The 20574-nt window shown below is 33.4% G+C and carries 21 protein-coding genes and 1 tRNA gene; 12 read left to right on the top strand and 10 right to left on the bottom strand.

What is annotated here, in order from left to right; translation table 11 throughout:
* Positions 1-54: 54 nt before the first annotated feature.
* Positions 55-129: transfer RNA gene (locus DOS84_RS07405), tRNA-Pro, on the bottom strand.
* Between the two features lie 149 nt (positions 130-278).
* Here DOS84_RS07405 and trxB point away from each other — a divergent pair.
* Positions 279-1226, top strand: coding sequence for a thioredoxin-disulfide reductase (gene trxB, locus DOS84_RS07400; RefSeq protein ID WP_111409473.1), 948 nt, complete (start codon positions 279-281; stop codon positions 1224-1226).
* A gap of 90 nt (positions 1227-1316) precedes the next feature.
* On the opposite strand, the gene DOS84_RS07395 is transcribed toward trxB, so the two are convergent.
* The 6 genes from DOS84_RS07395 to DOS84_RS07370 form a co-directional block, all read right to left on the bottom strand.
* Positions 1317-2150 carry a GIN domain-containing protein gene (locus DOS84_RS07395; RefSeq protein ID WP_111409472.1) on the bottom strand — a complete coding sequence of 278 codons (834 nt, stop codon included), beginning with the start codon at positions 2148-2150 and terminating at the stop codon, positions 1317-1319.
* An 83-nt stretch (positions 2151-2233) separates the two neighbouring features.
* Positions 2234-2974, bottom strand: coding sequence for a head GIN domain-containing protein (locus DOS84_RS07390; RefSeq protein WP_111409471.1), 741 nt, complete (start codon positions 2972-2974; stop codon positions 2234-2236).
* An 11-nt stretch (positions 2975-2985) separates the two neighbouring features.
* Entirely contained in the window at positions 2986-4053 is a 1068-nt protein-coding gene (locus DOS84_RS07385) for a M23 family metallopeptidase (protein WP_111409470.1), read from the bottom strand.
* A 6-nt stretch (positions 4054-4059) separates the two neighbouring features.
* Positions 4060-5781, bottom strand: coding sequence for a PspC domain-containing protein (locus DOS84_RS07380; protein WP_111409469.1), 1722 nt, complete (start codon positions 5779-5781; stop codon positions 4060-4062).
* A gap of 5 nt (positions 5782-5786) precedes the next feature.
* Positions 5787-6116 (bottom strand): PadR family transcriptional regulator, encoded by a 330-nt coding sequence (locus DOS84_RS07375; RefSeq protein ID WP_111409468.1) that lies wholly within the window; start codon positions 6114-6116, stop codon positions 5787-5789.
* A gap of 133 nt (positions 6117-6249) precedes the next feature.
* Complete coding sequence (locus DOS84_RS07370; RefSeq protein ID WP_111409467.1) at positions 6250-6705, bottom strand: DUF4870 domain-containing protein; 456 nt, start codon at positions 6703-6705, stop codon at positions 6250-6252.
* Positions 6706-7186: 481 nt separating this feature from the next.
* On the opposite strand from DOS84_RS07370, the gene DOS84_RS07365 reads away from it, so the two are divergent.
* From DOS84_RS07365 to DOS84_RS07320, 10 genes are all read left to right on the top strand, one after another.
* Complete coding sequence (locus DOS84_RS07365) at positions 7187-7639, top strand: DUF4442 domain-containing protein (protein WP_111409466.1); 453 nt, start codon at positions 7187-7189, stop codon at positions 7637-7639.
* Between the two features lie 318 nt (positions 7640-7957).
* Positions 7958-8533 carry a nucleotide exchange factor GrpE gene (locus DOS84_RS07360; protein ID WP_111409465.1) on the top strand — a complete coding sequence of 192 codons (576 nt, stop codon included), beginning with the start codon at positions 7958-7960 and terminating at the stop codon, positions 8531-8533.
* A gap of 98 nt (positions 8534-8631) precedes the next feature.
* Positions 8632-9744 carry a molecular chaperone DnaJ gene (gene dnaJ, locus DOS84_RS07355; RefSeq protein WP_111409464.1) on the top strand — a complete coding sequence of 371 codons (1113 nt, stop codon included), beginning with the start codon at positions 8632-8634 and terminating at the stop codon, positions 9742-9744.
* A 281-nt stretch (positions 9745-10025) separates the two neighbouring features.
* Positions 10026-10946 (top strand): ABC transporter ATP-binding protein, encoded by a 921-nt coding sequence (locus DOS84_RS07350; RefSeq protein ID WP_111409463.1) that lies wholly within the window; start codon positions 10026-10028, stop codon positions 10944-10946.
* Between the two features lie 96 nt (positions 10947-11042).
* The gene (locus DOS84_RS07345; RefSeq protein ID WP_111409462.1) at positions 11043-12359 is read left to right on the top strand and encodes an ABC transporter permease; all 1317 of its coding nucleotides are present in this window, start codon (positions 11043-11045) and stop codon (positions 12357-12359) included.
* Between the two features lie 48 nt (positions 12360-12407).
* Complete coding sequence (locus DOS84_RS07340; RefSeq protein ID WP_111409461.1) at positions 12408-13571, top strand: sigma-54-dependent transcriptional regulator; 1164 nt, start codon at positions 12408-12410, stop codon at positions 13569-13571.
* Positions 13572-13651: 80 nt separating this feature from the next.
* Positions 13652-14371 (top strand): DEAD/DEAH box helicase, encoded by a 720-nt coding sequence (locus DOS84_RS07335; protein WP_111409460.1) that lies wholly within the window; start codon positions 13652-13654, stop codon positions 14369-14371.
* Positions 14372-14480: 109 nt separating this feature from the next.
* Positions 14481-14699 (top strand): putative signal transducing protein, encoded by a 219-nt coding sequence (locus tag DOS84_RS07330; RefSeq protein WP_111409502.1) that lies wholly within the window; start codon positions 14481-14483, stop codon positions 14697-14699.
* 113 nt (positions 14700-14812) lie between these two features.
* Positions 14813-15631 carry a Cof-type HAD-IIB family hydrolase gene (locus DOS84_RS07325; RefSeq protein WP_111409459.1) on the top strand — a complete coding sequence of 273 codons (819 nt, stop codon included), beginning with the start codon at positions 14813-14815 and terminating at the stop codon, positions 15629-15631.
* A complete protein-coding gene (locus DOS84_RS07320) occupies positions 15631-16158 on the top strand; it encodes a GNAT family N-acetyltransferase (protein WP_111409458.1) in 528 nt (175 codons plus the stop codon). Before DOS84_RS07325 ends, DOS84_RS07320 begins: the two co-directional genes overlap by 1 nt.
* A gap of 102 nt (positions 16159-16260) precedes the next feature.
* Here DOS84_RS07320 and DOS84_RS07315 read toward each other — a convergent pair whose 3' ends face one another.
* Positions 16261-16782, bottom strand: a complete 522-nt coding sequence (locus DOS84_RS07315; RefSeq protein WP_111409457.1) for a hypothetical protein — start codon at positions 16780-16782, stop codon at positions 16261-16263.
* A gap of 524 nt (positions 16783-17306) precedes the next feature.
* Here DOS84_RS07315 and mtaB point away from each other — a divergent pair.
* Entirely contained in the window at positions 17307-18635 is a 1329-nt protein-coding gene (gene mtaB / locus DOS84_RS07310) for a tRNA (N(6)-L-threonylcarbamoyladenosine(37)-C(2))-methylthiotransferase MtaB (protein WP_111409456.1), read from the top strand.
* Positions 18636-18757: 122 nt separating this feature from the next.
* Here mtaB and DOS84_RS07305 read toward each other — a convergent pair whose 3' ends face one another.
* Together DOS84_RS07305 and DOS84_RS07300 are read right to left on the bottom strand one after the other, a co-directional pair.
* The gene (locus DOS84_RS07305) at positions 18758-19297 is read right to left on the bottom strand and encodes a hypothetical protein (protein ID WP_124020620.1); all 540 of its coding nucleotides are present in this window, start codon (positions 19295-19297) and stop codon (positions 18758-18760) included.
* A gap of 551 nt (positions 19298-19848) precedes the next feature.
* Complete coding sequence (locus DOS84_RS07300) at positions 19849-20565, bottom strand: 3-ketoacyl-ACP reductase (protein ID WP_111409454.1); 717 nt, start codon at positions 20563-20565, stop codon at positions 19849-19851.
* Positions 20566-20574: the final 9 nt, after the last annotated feature.

The following is a 20574-nucleotide window of genomic DNA, read 5'->3' as shown; positions in this document are numbered from 1 at the left end:
GGGATTTAATTTTTTTACACAAAAAAAGCCGAACATTGCTGTTCGGCTTTTTTGTCGGGGTGGCAGGATTCGAACCTGCGGCCTCCTGCTCCCAAAGCAGGCGCGATAACCGAGCTACGCTACACCCCGTAAATCGAGTGCAAATATAAGGTTTAATTCTGCTTTTCAAAACATTTTAGAGAAATAATTAAAATTTATTTCGGCATCAGTTTTTTGGATTTATTTGAGTGTGTATTTTTTATAATAAAGATTACATTTGCAATTCAAAAATCAAAAATATGTCGGATACAATAGAAAAAATTAAATGCCTTATTATAGGTTCTGGGCCAGCGGGTTATACTGCTGCCATATATGCAGCAAGAGCCAACATGAGTCCTGTATTATATCAAGGAATGCAACCCGGTGGACAATTGACCACGACTAATGAAGTAGAAAATTTCCCTGGTTATGTAGATGGAGTTACCGGTCCCGAAATGATGGTCCAGTTGCAAAGTCAAGCGCAACGTTTTGGTGCCGATATCCGTGATGGTTGGGCTACCAAAGTAGATTTCTCTGGAGATATCCACAAAGTTTGGATCAATGATAAAATAGAATTGCATTGCGAAACTGTGATCATTTCTACAGGAGCTTCTGCTAAATATTTGAATATTGCATCGGAGCAACATTATTTGAAAATGGGTGGCGGAGTTTCAGCTTGTGCCGTTTGTGATGGATTCTTTTATAGAAATCAAGAAGTTGTTATTGTAGGAGCAGGGGATTCAGCTTGTGAGGAGGCTCACTATTTGTCTAAATTATGTTCTAAAGTAACAATGTTAGTTCGTAGCGAAAAGTTCAGAGCTTCCAAAATTATGGAAGAACGTGTTCGCAAAACGGAAAATATTACCATCTTGATGAATCACGATACAGTAGATGTATTGGGAGACGAACAAGTGGTAACTGCCGTGAAAGCTAGAAACAAAACTACTGGAGAGGTGTTTGATATTCCAGCTACAGGTTTCTTCGTAGCGATTGGACACCAACCGAATACCGAAATATTCAAAGACTATTTAACATTAGATGAGACGGGTTATATCATAAATACACCGGGAACTTCAAAAACTAATGTAAATGGGGTATTTGTAGCGGGAGATGCTGCAGACCATGTGTACCGTCAAGCAATAACAGCTGCAGGTACTGGTTGTATGGCTGCTCTTGATGCTGAAAGATACTTGGCTTCTAAAGATTAAATCTTTTCTTTATAAAATGAAAAGTCCCAACTTTTTAAGTTGGGACTTTTTTTATGGACTGAAAACTGTGACTAAAATCCAACTTTTGGATTACTTCGCTTTTTTTATCAATTGAGCTTCGCCCAGAAATTTTCTCACCTCTATTTTTGGAGTGCCGAGCAAGTAGATTTTAGATGTATGATTTGCGTCAACTATCAGTGAAGTATCGGCCATTAGATTGCATATTGCACTGCCTTCGGTAGTTACATCAGCATTTTTTATAGTGAAATTAAAACCAGTAAATACAGTATTATTATCTTGTCGAATAACTGCATTAGTAGCATCTCCTTCTATTATTGCTGTTGCTTTTTGGTACAAATCAAATGCAATATCAGTAGTTGTGGTAAGTGCTTTGATTTGGGCGTTTTTACTTAACTGAATTTTAGCTTTTTCAGCTTTTAAATTCAATTCTATTTTAGATTTATCATCAGATATTAGTGTGAAATTTTTTGAATTGACATTCAAGTATAATTTTGCAAAATCTAATGAGCTAAAGGTAATATCATCTAATATTACGGCTTCAAGTGCATTAACAATAGTAGCGTTTTTGGCAACAACCGATTTTAAATCATTGGTATAAGTAATTTTTACGACCAATTTTTTGAAACTGCTGATTTCTTTAGAAGTGTAAATGCGAAGTGTTTTTTCTTTGATGTCAAAGGAAATATTGTCGTGAAGATTGTCATCAGCATCAATTTTTATTTCATTTTTAGCGCCTTTTTCCAAGAAAATAGTTAGGTTGTCTTCGATTTCCAAAGCAGTAAAATCACCAATTTCTTTTGGTTTTTCGACTACTATTTTAGAGCCTTTTATTTTTTCTTTATTTTGACCAATGGTCATTGTTGTTGCAAGTAAGAAAAATACAACTAGGTATGAATATTTCATTTTATACAATTTGGTTGGGCACAAATATAAAAAAATCACCCATTTTTGATGGATGATTTTTAAAATTTTTAAGTTTGAATCACTTATTCTTGATGAATGCTTCCTCCAGAATTTTCCTCTTTTTGAATTGATTTCGGTGTTCCATTATAGGTAATATTCCCACCGCTGGAAGCTTTCGCTTTTAGGTTTACAATAGGATGAACAGTTACCGATCCACCACTGGATGAATTGGCTGCCACTTTATTTGCTAGCAGGTCAGCAGTATTGATTACACTAGCGCTAGAAGCCGATACATCAATATGTAATGCTTTTCCTTTGACGGTTTGATTACTGGCACTGCTGCCTCTTAATTGTACAGTTTCATATTCAACAGTGACATTAACATGGGCAGCACTAGATGACTCCAAGGTAAGGTTGCTCCCTTTTAGTGTGGTATTAGAATTAACAGTTGATGCAGATGAGGCTTCAATCCCTTCAATAATAGGCATTTTTACTGTAATTTTTTTGGAGGAAACATTGATGAAGTTACCCGATTTACAAGAAATAACCAATACTCCATTTTCTACTTTAGTAGTGATTTCTTTTTGTAAATTATCATCGGCTTCTACAATGATTTCTGTTTTGTTTGATTGTTCAATAACAAGGTCTAAAGCATTGCTTACTTCTACGTTTTTAAAATCGCCAGTAACTGTTCTTTTTTCTGTAGTTACATGACCGCTTCCTGTAATAGCATTTATTTCTCCAAGTTGATTGCATGAGCCAAAAAGCAAAGCTGTTAATGCAACAATAATAAATTGGGTGATTAATGTGATGACTTTTATCATGGCTATTGGTTTTATTTAGATTGAATAATATCACCGGTTGAAATGGTGTGTGTTGTTACCTCTTTTTTGTTTGAACCAAGAATTAAATAATAATTTTTAAAATAGGATGGAAGGCCTTCTGCCTGATGGTTGATAGAATTGCGAACTTCAAAATGCAGATGTGGAAAGAATGAACTACCAGAAGTTCCAATAGAAGCAATTTTTACGCCCTTTTTTACTTTATCACCCACTTTCATTCCGATTGCACTTTGATTTTTCAGATGTCCATATATACTGTACAAATGTTCATTGTGTTTTATAACAATATAATTCCCGTATAAAGTTAATGGATTATCTTTTAAAGAAGGAATATCAAAAGTTTTATCGTCTTTTTTATTCGTTTCAATAGCTACAATTTCTCCATCGGCAACAGCCAAAACATCAGTTCCAAAACCATACCAGTCTGTGTTGTTTTCACCCTTTGAAAGGTGCTTTTTTCCTTCAGAATCAACTACTACAAAATCATAGGCGTATCTCATGAAATTGCCAGTGAAACCTAATTGTTTGATAGGAGTAAATTCGTAGTCAAAACGCCTGTGATGTGAATAAAAATCATGCCCGTCATACACAAGTATTTTGTTTTTTAGAGGCAGAATAAAATCCGTTTTTTGATCATAATCTGTAGGGATAACTACTTTTTTAATCTCAATGCTATCATTGAAAACAAATGTGTATTCCAGTTTAGCAGCCATACTATTTTGATCCGGAAACGGATTAAAAAGCATTCTTTTTGAAACACTATTCCATTCAATGTTTGGAATAGTGTTTATACTAGGAGCTGTACCGTTATTATCCAAAAATTTTTGTTGGATAAGTTTATTTTGCCTGTCAAAAGCAGATACTTCTAATCTGGTTAATTTAAGACTATCCGTTGATTGGTTTTCTATGACAAAATCAAAATTCAAACTGTATTGTTGTTCATTGATTTTCTCTTTCAGCGGATGCTCAGGTTTACATTCAATTGTCAGTTTGTTTTGAGCATTAACAGCCAACGTAGATAGTCCAAAAATAAGTATTGCAAAAGATTGAATGGTTTTCATCTTTACTTATTCAGTTTTAATGATTATACCGTCTTTGTTGATTTTCAATTCTTTAAATTCTTTTTTTGTTTTAACAACAGAATCACTTTCAATAGTAACACCGTTTTTAGTGATGGTTACATTAGTTTCATTGTCATTATCATCGCTATCATCATTGTCATCTTCAGGACAATTGATACATTTTATTTTGTTGTCCTCTACTCTGAAAATTTCATTCGTTGAATCAGCGTGCCATAAAAAGGAATCACCATCTGTACGATCATAATTTGACATTGAAGCGTCTGGTTTTAATAATGTTCCTTTAGGCAAAAATACAGTGATTTCGATTTCCTGATCGCGAAACTTGTTTTTCAAATCGGTGATTAAATAGTTGTCAAATATTAATTGATTACCCACAATTTTATAGCTGTATCTAATGGCATCAGCTCTTTTCTTAGCTTCAGATAATGATTTTCCTTTAGCTTCTTTTTCGATTTGAAGGTACGCATATTTTTCATCCGATTTTTCGATTCTGATACTCACTTGATTGGAGTAAATAATATCATTATTCAATGAATCTTTTGTAATCATAAAATTATTTCTATCATTCACATCCTTTGCAAAATAATCATTGTGTTTGAATTTGATTAAAAGCGTATCCGTTGGTTTTAGATTGATGGTTTCTTTTTGAACCGATCTACCGTTTACGGCAAATGCTGTGGCTTGTTTTATTCCGATTGAAATTGCAATCGAAACAGCAATTAACCAAAGAGCCAATAAAGTGTATTTTGCAATATTCCCGATAGAGTTCATATTAGGTGCTAACAATTTAAAACCTAATAATGTCATGAAAAAGAAAGGAATACCAACAGCCAGAAACATTAATAAACCAAAAGACCAGATAGGATAGTCGGTAAAATTGCCTGCTTCAACAAAACTTTGCCAAGGAAAATCCATAGACACACTAGTTCCCAATGTAAATACTCCAATGAATAGTAAAACTAATACTGTTAAACCTCCCATTATTAGAATTACTCCTAGGAATTTGGCAAAAACTTTAAAAACGGTCATGATAAAGTCGCCTAATCCGCTGCCAATTTTTTCGGCTCCTGTTTTTATCTGATTACCGTATTTATCGTAATCAGCATTTTTGATTTTTCCTGAAACATTTTCAAATTCTTCACGAACCTTTTTTTCAATATTTGAAATTGTAACAGGTTCTCCGGTCATTTCCAGTTTTTCTGATGTTGTTACAGCTTCTGGAGTTACAATCCAAAGGATAATGTAAGCCAAAATTCCAGTTCCAAATCCAGCAAAAACAAATATTAAGAACATGATTTTTAACCAAACGGCATCAATTCCAAAATAATGTCCCAAACCTGTGGCAACACCACCTATCATTCCGTTTTCTTTGTCACGGTATAGTTTTTTAGTATGTCTGGGAGCTGAAAAGTCTCTGTTGTCATTTGAAGTTGGACCATCTTCTTCGATAATGTAATCCTCAGGTTGTCCCATAACGGAAATAACTTCGTCTACTTCTCTAATCGTAACTACATGTTTCTCTGTTTTTTGTTTCTCTGTCAATAATTCCGAAACTCTCATTTCGATATCTTTGATAATTTCTTCTTGTCCAGATGATTTTGACAGCGATCGTTTTATAGCGTCAAAATAACGGGTTAATTTTTGGTATGCATCTTCATCGATATGGAAGAACATTCCGCCTAGATTTATATTTACAGTTTTGTTCATGACTATTATTTTTGGTTGGTTATTAGGTTTACGGCATCAGACAATTCCGTCCATGTGCCATCTAGTTCTCTTAAAAAGGTTTGTCCAATTTCAGTCAAACCATAATATTTTCTAGGTGGTCCCGATGTGGACTCTTCCCAACGATAGTTGAGTAATCCGTCGTTTTTTAATCGAGTTAAGAGCGGATAAATGGTTCCCTCCACGACCAATAATTTAGCGTTTTTCAAAGTGTCTAATATTTCTGAGGTATAAGCGTCTTTCTCTTTTAATACTGATAAGATACAAAACTCAAGAACACCTTTACGCATCTGGGCTTTTGTGTTTTCAATGTTCATAATTTTTTAATTTGAGTTGATTAGATTTGTTGATGAAACTGTTCATTTTTGATTGATGATTGAATGATTAATTTATTTTGTGATATTATGTTTGTATAATTTAATTCAATGCTGATTTGAGCATGATGTTTTATTATTTAAGGAAAGATATTGTCAAAGGGTAACTGTATTCTTCTCCATTAGAAGCTTTTATTGAAGCATAAATGACTAAAAAGAATTCGCCAATTTTCATACAGGCAAAGATAAAAAGTGCTATAACACCTACTGTCAAAATCCCTATGCTGTTGCCGTAGTCAAAATTTTTTAAAATAATATCGTCGTTGTTTATCAATTCATTGAATGAGATGTTTTTCAGAACGGTATATAGAAATATTGGAATGGCAATCATGGCCAATATCAAAGAGTAAATTAAAACACTCAATTGAAAGTTCAAAGCTTGTTTACCATTATGGTTTACAAATTCCGATTGCTCTTTTTTGGATGTCCAAAGGATAATTGGAAATATATAATTTCCAAACGGAACTATATATTGACTAAAAGTGCTCAAGTGTGTAAATGCTGCAATGTTTCTTTCGGTTGAAGTTTCCATTTTTTTGATTTTTTGATTACGTTTTTTGATTGATGATTGATGACAGAAATTGATAAAGTGACTTACCTAGTAATTTCTTATACAAATATATGTTCAAAAGAGAGTATCTTGTATCGCATAGTAGTGTATATTAACATAATATTAACAAAAAATAGAAATTTTGAAAGAAAAATATATCATTTTTGAACAAATTATTGCTTTGTTTTACTATATGATGTTGAAGTGTAGTGAGCGTGAAGGATAGAAGCTGGCTACCAAAGTAGCGCGGATAGCCTGACAGCACTAGCGAAAGGGGCGGTATATGTGTTCCTATTTGTTTGGCCCCTTTTTCTAGTGGTGGCACGCCCAAAGATTTGAGAAAGTTATCGTTTAATTGAAAGTAGAATTATTTTGTACAAGATGGAAAGAAGTAAAATAAACTAATTGTTATTTTTTATATGTACGCATAGTATTTTTTGTATTTTAGCAAAAAATGTAAGTCATGGAATTAACAGTGTCTAAATTAAATCGATTCATATTTTTCAAATTGCCTTCTGCATTTATTTGTGGGGTTAGGGTGAAATCTATAGATAAAGATAAATGTGTGGTAACGGTAAAGCACCGATGGATAAACCAAAATCCATTTAATTCTATGTATTTTGCTGTACAAGCAATGGCAGCCGAGTTGACAACAGGTGCGATGGTGATTGATAAAATCCAACAAAGCGGAAAGAAAATATCAATGCTTGTCGCTAATAATAAATCTAATTTTTCGAAAAAAGCTACCGGCCGAATTACTTTTGAGTGTAAAGATGGTCACCTAATAGAGGAGGCGATTCAAAAGACAATTGCTACAGGTGAAGGTCAAACGTTTTGGATGAAATCTATCGGAACGAATGAGGAAGGCGTACAGGTTTCCGAAATGGATTTTGAATGGAGTATTCGATTAAAATAAGGTTGTCTTAAAAAATAAAAAAAAGCTTCGTTAACTAGAAACGAAGCTTTTTTTCATATAAGGCAATAGTGAATTAATAATTATATAGAAAACAACCTTACTTTCAATATTTGAGAGTTGTATCCTTGGGGGAACGAATAAAAATCTTGTCCAAAATTAAATAAAACTATAACGTAGTAGTCTTAAAATTATATTAAAGTTTTGTCTAAGAAAAGAGGATATTTACTTTGGGAAATTTTTATTCTTAAAAAAAGATGACAATTTGACATTTTATAAGTTTTGGCAGTACTTTTGCAATCGAATCTAATGAGTAAAACTATGTTTAAGAATTTTTTTAAAAATAAAAGTAATATGACTACAGAAAATACAGAATTCGATCAAGAAATAGATGATGTGACATTAGAGAATAATGCAAATGGTGAGCAACTTATTATTGAAGAATTAAGTGTTGAAGAGCAATTAGCACAAGACTTAGCTAAAGAAAAAGATAAGTTTTTGAGATTATTTGCTGAATTTGAAAATTACAAAAGACGTACTACAAAAGAAAGAGTCGAGTTGTTTAAAACAGCCAATCAAGAAGTTTTGCTTGCAATGTTACCAGTACTAGACGATTTTGACAGAGCAATGGTTGAAATCAACAAATCGGAAGATGAATTGTTAGCCAAAGGTGTAGAATTGATTCATGAAAAATTGAAAGGAACTTTGGTTTCCAAAGGATTAGAGCAAGTTGATGTTAAAGCGGGTGATGTATTTGATGCTGATTTTGCTGAAGCAATTACTCAAATTCCTGCGGCATCAGATAAAATGAAAGGGAAAATTGTGGATGTTCTTGAAAAAGGATATAAACTAGGAGATAAAATTATTCGTTTTCCAAAAGTGGTAATTGGTAACTAAAAAATATAATTGTAAATCATAAATTCTAATGTGTTGAACAGTTAGAATTTGATCCCGAAAGTTTCGGGATTAATATTTACAATTTACTTTAAATTATTATGAAAAAAGATTTTTACGAAATATTAGGCATTTCAAAAGGTGCAGATGCTGCTGAAATAAAAAAGGCATACAGAAAAAGTGCATTGAAATACCATCCTGACAAGAATCCGGGCGACAAAGAGGCAGAAGAAAAATTCAAATTAGCGGCTGAAGCCTATGAAGTTTTGAGCGATCCTGCCAAAAAAGCAAAATATGATCAATATGGACATCAGGCATTTGATGGTTCCGGAGGATTTGGCGGAGGTCATGGCGGTATGAATATGGATGATATCTTTAGTCAATTTGGAGATATTTTCGGTGGAGGTTTCGGTGGATTTGGCGGAAGCGGAGGTGGTGGCCCCCGTCGCGTAAAAGGTAGCAATTTGCGTATTAAAGTAAAGTTGACTCTTGAGGAAATTGCCAATGGTGTTGAGAAAAAAGTAAAAGTAAAGCGTAAAGTTCAAGCTCACGGGGTTACTTATAAAACCTGTTCGACTTGTAATGGCCAAGGTCAGGTAATGCGAGTAACCAATACGATTTTGGGTAGAATGCAATCGGCTTCAACTTGTCCTACTTGTGGTGGTTCTGGTCAAATTTTGGACAAGAAACCAAGTAATGCAGATTCTCAAGGAATGGTTGTAGAAGACGAAACGGTTTCTATCAAAATTCCAGCAGGTGTAGTAGATGGAATGCAATTGAAAGTTTCCGGTAAAGGAAATGATGCCCCAGGAAATAGTGTTCCAGGTGATTTAATTGTAGTTATTGAAGAAATCGAGCATGAATTCTTGAAACGTGAAGGTGAAAACTTGCACTACGATTTATACATCAGTTTCGCAGAAGCTGTACTTGGAATTTCAAAAGATATTGATGCCGTGAACGGAAAAGTGCGAATCAAACTGGAAGAAGGAATTCAATCAGGAAAAATTCTACGATTAAAAGGAAAAGGTATTCCAAGTATCAATGGTTACGGAAGTGGAGATTTACTGGTACATGTAAATGTTTGGACTCCAAAAACTTTGAACAAAGAGCAAAAACAGTTTTTTGAAAAAGCGTTAACGGATGATAATTTCACTCCAAACCCTGAAAAATCTGAAAAATCATTTTTCGAGAAAGTAAAAGATATGTTTTCTTAACTTTTATAAATAATAAAATACAAACCCATCCTTTATTCGTTAAGGATGGGTTTTTTATACCATTTAAAGTTAGAATTTGCCATAAAGAAAATTTAGATTTTTTTTCTTTATTCGATATAGAAAAATAAAGCATAGCATCGCTACGGTATCTTTTTATTTTGAAGAAGAAAGGAAAAAAGAACATTTTATTACGGTAAATTCTAATTTTAAACGGTATTAGTGGATAATTAAGAGAATTTAGGCTCGAAATTATTTACTTTTACGCCAATTAAAAAAGTAGCATGAGTAATATACTTGAAGTAAATAAAGTCGTAAAGCAATATGGTGAATATGTAGCGCTTAACGAAGTTTCATTGACCGTTCCCAAAGGAAGTATATATGGGCTTTTAGGTCCAAATGGAGCTGGAAAAACTTCACTAATTCGAATTATCAACCAAATTACGATGCCGGACAGTGGCGAAATCATCCTTGATGGTGAAAAGCTTCAGCCCAAACACATACAATATATTGGATATCTTCCTGAAGAAAGAGGATTGTATAGCACCATGAAAGTAGGTGAGCAATGTTTGTATTTGGCACAAATGAAAGGATTGTCGAAAGCCGAAGCCAAAAAACAATTGGAATATTGGTTTGATCGCTTGGGGATTCAAGGTTGGTGGAATAAAAAAATCCAAGAATTATCTAAGGGGATGGCACAGAAAATCCAGTTTGTGGTTTGTATTTTACATAAACCAAAATTGTTGATTTTTGACGAGCCTTTCTCTGGATTCGACCCAGTAAATGCCAATGTTATCAAAGACGAAATTTTGGCATTGAGAGATGAAGGTGCCACGATTATTTTTTCTACCCATAGAATGGAAAGTGTGGAAGAATTGTGTGATCATATTGCACTCATCCACAAATCGAATAAACTGATAGAAGGTAAACTGATTGACGTAAAAAGAAAATTCAAGACCAATAGTTTTGAAGTTGGTATCCTGTCGGACAATGTAGAAGGTTTGATGTTTGACATTACTCAAAAATTTAAAGTGGGACAAGCCAATTTCAAATCGTTAAACGATGAAATAAAACTGGAGATTCAACTCGGGAATGCCACACCAAACGAATTGCTAAACGTCTTGTCACAACGCGGTCAGGTAATGCATTTTGTTGAAAAAATTCCGAGTGTAAATGATATCTTTATTCAAACAGTAACAGGATAGATTAATTGGATTTTTGATTTTTAGACTTTTCGATTAAAAATCAAAAATCCAATAATCGAATAGTCAAATAATCTAAAAATCGAATAATCTATATAAATGAGCATTATTTCATTAATCATAAAAAGAGAATTTATTGCCAAAGTTCGCAATAAGTCGTTTGTAGTCATGACGTTTTTAAGTCCTTTGCTATTTGTTGGAATTGCTGGATTTGTTGCGTATTTAAGTTCTATGAAAGCCGAAACAAAACGTATTGCAATTCATGATGAATCGGGTTTGTTTGTCAACGAGTTCGTAGCTCAAAATAATAAAGACAGCGAATACAAATACTTGGACTTGTCGGCAATTGATATTCAGGCTCTTAAAGACAGTATCACTAAAGAAGATTTTGAAGCCTTACTTTATATTCCAAAGACGACCAGTAACAAAGATTTGGAAAATAAAATTCAATTAATTTCAAACAATAGTCCTAGTATTATTTTTATCGAAAAAGCCCAAGGAATTATTGCCGATAAGTTGACTAAAAATAATCTCGAAATGGCGCATTTGGACACTTTGGCAATAAAAACTGCCAAAGCCGAGGTAGTTTTGAATCTGTCAAAAGCATCTGGTGAAGAAAGTATTAAGGGACTTAACGAAATAAAAATTGCAATAGGTGGTGCTTTTGGTTACCTTATCATGATGTTCATCATCATTTATGGAAATATGGTGATGCGAAGTGTAATAGAAGAAAAAACAAATCGCATTGTCGAGATTATCATTTCATCGGTGAAACCTTTCCAACTTATGATGGGGAAAATTATCGGAACTTCATTGGCAGGTTTACTGCAGTTTTTAATTTGGACTGTTATCGGTTTGTCGTTAATGTTTGCTGCCTCTGCATTTTTTGGGGTTAATATTGGACCTACATCCAGAGTTTCTCCTGAAATGATGAATGTTGCCCAACAAGAATTTGCGGGGGCTGCCCAAATGTATATTAAAGAATTATGGAATCTGCCTATTGCAAGTATTTTGATCAGTTTTGTGGTTTATTTTATTGGCGGATATTTTCTTTATAGCTCTTTTTATGCCGCAATTGGAGCGGCTGTAGACAATCAAACTGATTCGCAACAATTTCTTTTGCCTATCATAATGCCATTGATGCTTAGTGTTTATATTGGTTTTTTTACGGTTATTAATGATCCGCATGGAACTATTGCTGTAGTTTTTTCAATGGTACCCTTAACATCACCTATAGTAATGTTAATGCGTATTCCTTTTGGAGTACCGTGGTGGCAAATTGCAATTTCCGTATCTTTGTTGTTCGCCACGTTCTTTGGTGTAGTTTGGTTTGCTGCCAAAATTTACCGTGTTGGTATTTTGATGTACGGAAAAAAGCCGAGCTGGAAAGAATTGTATAAATGGTTAAAATATTAAAGGCTATTTGAATAGTTAAGTGATAAAGCCAAAATAAAAAAGTTATTTATGTCGAAAATTCTAATTATCGAAGACGAAGAAGCCATTAGAAGAGTGTTAGCCAAAATACTTTGCGAAGAAAATGAGTCTTATGAAGTGGATGTAGCTGAAGATGGTATTGTGGGACTTGAAAAAATAAAAGAAAACGACTATGATTTGGTTTTATGTGACATAAAAATGCCAAAAATGGATGGCGTTGAATTGCTCGAAGCCGTAAAAAAAATAGATACCGAAATTCCCATCGTAATGATATCAGGGCATGGTGATATGGAAACGGCAATCAATACGATGCGTCTAGGAGCCTTTGACTATATTTCAAAACCACCAGATTTAAATCGATTGCTAAATACGGTTCGTAATGCATTGGACAAGAAAAAACTGGTTGTTGAGAATAAAATTCTGAAGAAGAAAGTCAGTAAAAAATATGAAATAGTTGGAGATAGCGAACCAATCAATCTGGTGAAAGTCATGATTGATAAAGTAGCTAAAACCGATGCAAGAGTTATGATTACCGGACCAAATGGAACCGGAAAAGAATTGGTTGCCCATCAATTGCATGACAAAAGCGATCGCTCAAGCGCTCCAATGGTAGAAGTAAATTGTGCTGCCATACCAAGTGAATTGATAGAAAGTGAATTGTTTGGCCATACAAAAGGCGCTTTTACTTCGGCGGTAAAAGATCGCGCAGGAAAATTTGAAGCAGCCAATAAAGGAACTATTTTTCTGGATGAAATAGGTGATATGAGTTTGTCAGCCCAAGCCAAAGTTTTGAGAGCTTTACAAGAAGGAATCATAACAAGAGTAGGAGCGGACAGTGATATAAAAATTGATGTGCGTGTTATAGCTGCCACCAATAAAGATTTAAAAACTGAAATTGCAGAAGGCCGTTTTAGAGAAGATTTATACCATCGTTTGGCTGTAATTCTCATAAAAGTTCCTTCCTTAAATGATAGGAGGGAAGATATTCCTTCTTTGATTGAGCATTTTACAAATAAAATTGCAGTCGAACAAGGTAATGCGGTAAAGCATTTTTCAGTAGAAGCCATTCGTTTATTGCAAGAATACGATTGGACGGGTAATATTCGTGAATTGAGAAACGTGGTAGAACGTTTGATAATCCTTGGTGGAAACGAAATTTCCGAAAGTGATGTTAAAGCTTTTGCCAGTAAATAAAGTAAAATAAAAAACAAGAATATTTTATGTAATAATTCATTAGCTTTTGGCTTATGTCTTATGCCTAATTACTAAAAAAAATGAAACTAAAGAAAATAAATCAAGTATTGCAAGAAGCCTTAATTGATAGCGGGTTGACTGAAGCTAATGAGATGCAAAAAGAAACTTTTTCGACTATAAAAAGTGGTGCAGATGCAATTGTTGTTTCACCAAAAGGTTCGGGAAAATCAACAACTATTGTGATGAATGTGATTCAGCAATTGGTTTGTGAAGGAGAAGAATCGCCTCGTGCCCTAATTATTGTTGAAGACAAAACTAAGGTTCTTGAAATGGAAGAACTTTTCGAGAAGTTTGGAAAGTATACCAACTTGAGAGTATATGGTGTTCATGATAAAGGCGATATGGAATATGATAAAAACTATATTTCAACAGGTATTGACGTTCTTATTGGAACTCCAAATAAATTGAGTGATATGTTTACCACAGCGGGATATAATGTAAACCGATTGAGAATGTTCATTCTTGATGATGCAGACCCGATTTTGAAATTGCGTCATGAAACAAAAATCATGCGAATCTCAAATAGTATTGCCAAAACGCAACGTATTATTTTTACTGACCAGTTGACCGAACGAATTGAAATCTTGGCTGATAAAATGTTGTTGGAGCCTTATGTTTTTGATTTTGAGGAAGAGTATGACGAAGATGAGGAGGATTTGGAAGAAGAAGAATCAGTGAATCCAGACGTTGATGATTTTGAAGAAGAAGACGAAGAAATTGATGATGACGAAGAGGAGTAAAAGTTAATAATAGATCAGAAGGCAGGAAGCATAACTCCGAACGGACAGGTTTTAAGGTGCTTTTAGTTTAATGATTCGATATAATAGTAATTTAAAAAATAAAAGCATCATGGGATTAATGAAAGTATTTTCGGGAAGTGAAATTTTAGCATTGGCTTTACAAGAAAAAATTGAAGCCGTTGGAGTGGAAACTACAGTTAAAAATAATGTCCAATCGGCTAGAATGTCTGGTTTTCCAAACTTAGACGCAGCTGTTGAGGTTTTTATCCAGGAAACTGATTTTGCAAAAGCAAATCCGGTTATCGAAGAATTTAGGTTGAATATCTAGTTGGAAAGAAGGATTTTTTTAAAACCTTGAGACTTTTACGAGTGTCAAGGTTTTTTAATGGCACAATAATTGTAATTTGTTAATTTATAATTTATTAGCCGAAATTTTATATAATGAAAGAAGTAAAATACAAAATGCTTGTTTTAGATATGGATGACACGTTGTTAACCGACGATCATACCATATCGGATGAGAATAAAGAAATGATTTTTAAAGCCCAGGAATTGGGAGTATATGTGGTTTTGGCATCAGGAAGGCCCACTTCTGCGATGACAGCTTATGCTAAAGAATTGAAGATGGATTATTATAATTCATTTATGCTATCCTACAATGGAGCTGTAATTACAGATCTGAAAGAAGATAAAGTTCTATTTGAGCAAACATTGACCAAGGAACAAATCCATGAATTGTACGACTATAGTTTAAAAAGTAAAACACACATAATTACTTATGTAAATGATGAAATTGTCAGTGAAACTGATTCGGAATATATAGATATTGAAAAACATATTACAGGGTTGACACACAATAAAGTAGTGAGCTTTAAGGGCGCTGTACAATCGAATGCCGTCAAATGTATTTTGCTTGAAGAACCATCCTATCTAAAAACAGTTGAAGATGATTTGAAACTGGCCATGCCACATTTGAGTGTGTCGATGTCAAAGCCTTTCTTTCTTGAAGTTGCTCAGCAAGGAATTGACAAAGCCTACAGTCTGAAAAAATTGGCAGAGAAATTAGATATTCATCAAAGTGAAATTATTGCTGTTGGAAATGCAGGAAATGATTTGACAATGGTTGAATATGCTGGTTTAGGTGTTTGGGTGGACAATGTAACACCTGAGTTAAGAGACAAAGCAGATTTAATTGTTGCTTCAAATAATAATCATGGTGTTGCCGAAGTCATCAAGCGTTATATTTTAAATTTAAATTAATGAAATCCTATATAGAAACCGAAAGGTTGATATTAAGGGAAATGATTGCTTCAGATGATGAAGGAATGTTTGAATTGGATTCGAATCCTGAAGTGCATCGTTTTTTAGGGAATAAGCCAGTAAAACACATTGATGAAAGTAGGTTATATATTGAAAATTTAAGGCGGCAATATGCAGATAATGGAATTGGGCGTTGGGCTGTAATTCTTAAGGAAACCAATGAATTTATTGGTTGGTCGGGTATAAAGTTAATTAAAGAGACTATCAATAACCATCAAAATTTTTATGAGATAGGTTATCGTTTTATTCAGAAACATTGGGGGAAAGGTTACGCTACCGAAGCTGGATTGGCTTTTATAGATTTAACCTTTAATGAAATGAAAGTGGAAATGTTGTATGCTTATGCAGATGCTGGAAATATAGGCTCAAGAAATATACTGGAAAAACTGGGAATGCATTATGTCAATTTCTTTGAATACGATGGTGAAGAAGAAGTTTGGTATGAAATGGAAAATCCAAATTTATAAAAATCCTTTTTTACAAAATGAAAAATCCGTCTCGTTGTCGAATGAGACGGATTTTTTATGGATTTTTTGTCGTTGTGTGGAGACGTACCTCCTACATTTTTTTTATTTTTTCGCAACCGAAATAAAATAATTATTTCCGTCACCCATCGTAAGTTTTACCCTTTCGTCACATACGTCGATGTTGAATTTGCCATTGTCATAACAAGTACAAGTTGTTTTCTTGTCTTTCGACATTTCGTTGTCACATTTCCCTGTTTTATAACCAGCTAATTGTGGAGTGTAAAAAGACACTAAATCGGTTGAAGCCGTTACCAATGAAATTATGCTTGCAGAGTTGTCATTTGCGATTCTGTAAACTATTCTGTCTGTATAGTTGATGTTGTCCACCGAAACTTTTCTGATATAAGTGTAGGAAGTTGAAGCCGTTTCAACTGATTTTTCTTCGAATTTAAATCCAAGAGCTCTAATATCAAGATTGAATTTTTCTTGTGAATTGTAACTCGCCCAAGTAGTTAAAGTACTTATTGTTGGGAAAGGATTTTTGGTAGCTATTGACGGAGCATTTTGAGCTTGTGAGCAAAGTGTAACAAATAGTAGGGAGATTGTGAGGCAGAACGATTTCATTTTGTTTTTGTTTATTTAATATTTACCTACTCTTTATGGTTTTCGGCGATCCCATTTACTGTTATTAATAGTATAATTTTGTTTCTAAAGTATGTTTTTTGAAGAATTAAAGGAACATCAAATGCAAGAAAAGTAATGTCATTAATTTAATCTATTTTTTAAACAGATAAAATCATAGATTATTACTTCTCCACTGAATTATTTTTTTGAAATAATTAGTTTTGATATTTCTAATGACGAATCACGGCAATTTTATTTGGTATAAGATAAAGTTAGTGCCGTTAAGTTGTTTTTGGAGGTGTGAAATTAGTATTTAAATAAATAAGAACAAAACCTTGAGCGGAAAAATAAAGCCTTTTTAAAGTGTATCGCTCCATCTTTTTAAATAACAATATCATGGTGTTTTATCTAACGGTTGTAAATGATATGAATATATATAATCATCGGCTTTACAGTGTAAATTTTTGTTCGTAAATTTGCGCACTTAAATTTTTTGACAACGATTTCATTAATTTAAGGTAATTATGGAGAATAGAAAAAAAGTTGCTTTTTACACGCTTGGCTGCAAACTGAATTTTTCGGAAACATCGACTATTGCGCGTAATTTGGAGGATGAAGGTTTTGATCGAGTTGATTTTGAGGATGTAGCTGATATGTACGTAATCAATACTTGTTCGGTTACGGAAAATGCCGATAAGCAATTCAAGCAAGTGGTGCGCAAGGCGATGAAATTGAACGATAAAGCTTTTGTCGCTGCGGTAGGTTGTTATGCACAGTTGAAACCTGAAGAATTGGCCAATGTTGATGGAGTGGATTTGGTTCTTGGAGCTACTGAGAAATTCAAATTAGCAGATTATATCAATGATTTATCGAAGAATGATTTTGGTGAAGTTCATTCATGTGAAATTGCCGAAGCTGATTTTTATGTGGGCAGTTATTCGATCGGGGATAGAACACGTGCCTTCTTGAAAGTTCAGGATGGCTGTGATTATAAATGTACTTATTGCACAATTCCTCTTGCTCGTGGAATTTCGAGAAGCGATGAATTGGAGAATGTTTTGAGGAATGCCTACGAAATTTCGAAACAAAATATCAAAGAAATTGTCCTTACTGGTGTCAATATTGGTGATTATGGAAAAGGAGAGTTCGGGAATAAAAAACACGAACACACTTTTTTGGAATTGGTTAAGGCTTTGGACGAAGTTGAAGGAATTGAAAGATTACGTATTTCTTCGATTGAGCCTAATCTGTTGAAAAATGAAACGATAGAATTTGTTTCTAAAAGCAGAACTTTTGTACCCCATTTTCACATTCCGTTGCAATCGGGAAGCAATGATATTTTGAAGTTAATGAAACGTCGTTATTTACGTGAAGTCTATACTGAAAGAGTGAATAAGATTCGTGAAGTCATGCCACATGCCTGTATTGGTGTTGATGTGATTGTGGGATTCCCAGGTGAAACCGATGAGCATTTCTTGGAAACCTATCATTTCCTAAATGAAATGGATATTTCGTATTTACATGTTTTCACTTACTCGGAGCGTGATAATACTGAAGCCGCTGAAATGGAAGGTGTTGTTCCCGGAAACGTTCGTGCCAAACGCAGTAAAATGTTACGGGGTTTATCGGTTAAAAAACGACGTGCTTTTTATGAAAGCCAGTTGGGAACCAATAGAACCGTACTTTTTGAAAGTGAAAATAAAGAAGGCTATATTCATGGTTTTACAGAGAATTACGTAAAAGTGAAAACTCCTTGGAATCCTGAATTAGTAAATACTCTTCGTGATATTAATTTGACAAAAATTGATGAAGATGGAAGTGTTCGAATGGAATTTTTGAATGTTGAGGTTTAAAATTTAAGGTAAAAACGATTTTTAAACATAAAAAAAGCATCATTATACTTTTTATAATGGTGCTTTTTTAGTTGGTAAACTTTATACCTGCCCTAATTTAGCTACTTCTTATTTTACTGTCATTAATTCATTCCAACAAAAGCTTTTTTATTCAGGTTGTTTTGCAGTAATGTATTTTTATTAATTTCTTTAAGGTTCAAGGAACTTACTTCATCAGAAACAGAGCTTTCAATAACCATTTCAAGTTGTGCTATTTCAGATTCAATATTGTTTTCAGTGGAAAGAGGGTAAGCTTCATTTGAAACTGTATTCTCAATTATTAAGTCAGATTGGGCTATAATATCTTTCATAGAATCTTCGAAAACTATAAATTCTATTTCATCCGAAGTTGTGTTTTCTATTAATTTATCGTTTTCAGTAATAATTTCGTTAACCGTTTTAGCATTGAACCCAATTACAGTTTCTGGATTAAAAATTTCAGAATCCATAATTACTTCCGGTTTTACTATTGCTGTTTTTTCATTTGATGTTATTGTATCATTTTCGCTCAAAGAAACTAGTGCTTGATAAGTACCAACTTGACTGTTTATTGTGTTTGAAGCTTTACAAACATTAGATAAAGATACTAATGCGATTCCTAAGATTAAAATTGAATTTTTCATGATACTTGATTTTTGATTGTTGTTTTTTTTGATTGTTGTTTTGTAGGTATTAAAATCATATAATAATATCCTATGCAAATATATATCTTAAAAAAGGTATTGTGTATCGCATAGTACTTAAAATTAACTTTATTTTAACGTTTATAGCGAATTTGTTATTGTCATAGAGTTAATATGAAATCCATTCATCAATCTATTTAGAGAAACATTCTAATTAAGTTTAAAAAAAATACAAGTATTAGGAGTAATGCAAAAGATTGTATAAAACATCAAATTATACTATAATGCAGTAATTATATTTAAAAAAAATGAGCCCGATACAATATCGAGCTCATCATTATCAAAATGAAATAAATACTTGTCAATACTTTTAGAAGTAATCTGTTTTTTATTGTTTTTTTAGATTTATAAATATTTGATATCTATACATTTATTTATTACAGAATATTTTCCCCCAAAGATATTATCTCAAAATTCTATATGTTTACTTTGTAAACTAATGTATTTTGGCAAATTTAAAAGAAGCAGTTTTTAGTTGACGTTGGTATTGGCTAAGGATTTGTTGACCAAATACTGCTGTTTTTGATAAAAACGCGTCGGTTTAATTTTAGCTGGGCAATGATTAATTCGGCCATATCTTCAGATTGCATTACTTTTTCTGGATTACCATCCGTAAGATTTAATTCTTTTGCCATATCAGTTGCTACAGTACTTGGTGTTAAGGCTGTCACACGAATATTGTGTTTTCGTACTTCCTGCATCAAAGAATCCGTCAAACCTAATACTGCAAATTTTGATGCACTGTAAGCACTGGTTAGTGCATTTCCGTTTAATCCTGCTGTTGAGGAAATATTGATAATGTCTCCTGTTTGTTTTTCGATCATATTTGGTAAAACGGCTCGAGTAACATAATAGGTTCCCATTAAGTTCACCTGAATAATACGTTCCCAAGCGGAAGGTTCTAATTCTAAAAACTTACCAAAAGCTGCAATTCCGGCGTTATTGATTAAAATGTCAATGGTTTCAAATTCGGTTAAGGCTTTTTCTACAGCTGAATTTACGGAGTTGATATCAGCAACATCAGCGGTTATGGCCAATGATTTTACTCCTAAAGCTCTTACTTCATTGGCGACTTGATCAATATCTGATTGTGTACGGGCCAATAAAATTACATTCACCCCTTCTTTAGCCAAAGCGATGGCTACTGCTTTACCAATTCCTTTTCCAGCACCCGTAATTAGGGCGTTTTTATTTTTTAAGTTGTTCATTATTTTACT

The organism is Flavobacterium aquariorum, assembly GCF_003254745.1.
Taxonomy (GTDB): domain Bacteria; phylum Bacteroidota; class Bacteroidia; order Flavobacteriales; family Flavobacteriaceae; genus Flavobacterium; species Flavobacterium aquariorum.
The sequence above is the reverse complement of the archived record's forward strand: the minus strand, read 5'-3'. Positions and strand labels throughout refer to the sequence as shown.

What these genes read in the sequence shown, in the direction of transcription:
- DOS84_RS07395 (WP_111409472.1), bottom strand. Translation starts at nt 2,150, where the DNA reads ATGAAATATTCATACCTAGTTGTATTTTTCTTACTTGCAACAACAATG.
- DOS84_RS07340 (WP_111409461.1), top strand. Translation starts at nt 12,408, where the DNA reads ATGTCGAAAATTCTAATTATCGAAGACGAAGAAGCCATTAGAAGAGTG.
- DOS84_RS07315 (WP_111409457.1), bottom strand. Translation starts at nt 16,782, where the DNA reads ATGAAATCGTTCTGCCTCACAATCTCCCTACTATTTGTTACACTTTGC.
- DOS84_RS07305 (WP_124020620.1), bottom strand. Translation starts at nt 19,297, where the DNA reads ATGAAAAATTCAATTTTAATCTTAGGAATCGCATTAGTATCTTTATCT.
- dnaJ (WP_111409464.1), top strand. Translation starts at nt 8,632, where the DNA reads ATGAAAAAAGATTTTTACGAAATATTAGGCATTTCAAAAGGTGCAGAT.
- DOS84_RS07320 (WP_111409458.1), top strand. Translation starts at nt 15,631, where the DNA reads ATGAAATCCTATATAGAAACCGAAAGGTTGATATTAAGGGAAATGATT.
- DOS84_RS07385 (WP_111409470.1), bottom strand. Translation starts at nt 4,053, where the DNA reads ATGAAAACCATTCAATCTTTTGCAATACTTATTTTTGGACTATCTACG.
- DOS84_RS07335 (WP_111409460.1), top strand. Translation starts at nt 13,652, where the DNA reads ATGAAACTAAAGAAAATAAATCAAGTATTGCAAGAAGCCTTAATTGAT.
- trxB (WP_111409473.1), top strand. Translation starts at nt 279, where the DNA reads ATGTCGGATACAATAGAAAAAATTAAATGCCTTATTATAGGTTCTGGG.
- DOS84_RS07345 (WP_111409462.1), top strand. Translation starts at nt 11,043, where the DNA reads ATGAGCATTATTTCATTAATCATAAAAAGAGAATTTATTGCCAAAGTT.
- DOS84_RS07325 (WP_111409459.1), top strand. Translation starts at nt 14,813, where the DNA reads ATGAAAGAAGTAAAATACAAAATGCTTGTTTTAGATATGGATGACACG.
- DOS84_RS07380 (WP_111409469.1), bottom strand. Translation starts at nt 5,781, where the DNA reads ATGAACAAAACTGTAAATATAAATCTAGGCGGAATGTTCTTCCATATC.
- DOS84_RS07365 (WP_111409466.1), top strand. Translation starts at nt 7,187, where the DNA reads ATGGAATTAACAGTGTCTAAATTAAATCGATTCATATTTTTCAAATTG.
- DOS84_RS07375 (WP_111409468.1), bottom strand. Translation starts at nt 6,116, where the DNA reads ATGAACATTGAAAACACAAAAGCCCAGATGCGTAAAGGTGTTCTTGAG.
- DOS84_RS07350 (WP_111409463.1), top strand. Translation starts at nt 10,026, where the DNA reads ATGAGTAATATACTTGAAGTAAATAAAGTCGTAAAGCAATATGGTGAA.
- DOS84_RS07360 (WP_111409465.1), top strand. Translation starts at nt 7,958, where the DNA reads ATGTTTAAGAATTTTTTTAAAAATAAAAGTAATATGACTACAGAAAAT.
- DOS84_RS07300 (WP_111409454.1), bottom strand. Translation starts at nt 20,565, where the DNA reads ATGAACAACTTAAAAAATAAAAACGCCCTAATTACGGGTGCTGGAAAA.
- DOS84_RS07370 (WP_111409467.1), bottom strand. Translation starts at nt 6,705, where the DNA reads ATGGAAACTTCAACCGAAAGAAACATTGCAGCATTTACACACTTGAGC.
- DOS84_RS07330 (WP_111409502.1), top strand. Translation starts at nt 14,481, where the DNA reads ATGGGATTAATGAAAGTATTTTCGGGAAGTGAAATTTTAGCATTGGCT.
- DOS84_RS07390 (WP_111409471.1), bottom strand. Translation starts at nt 2,974, where the DNA reads ATGATAAAAGTCATCACATTAATCACCCAATTTATTATTGTTGCATTA.
- mtaB (WP_111409456.1), top strand. Translation starts at nt 17,307, where the DNA reads ATGGAGAATAGAAAAAAAGTTGCTTTTTACACGCTTGGCTGCAAACTG.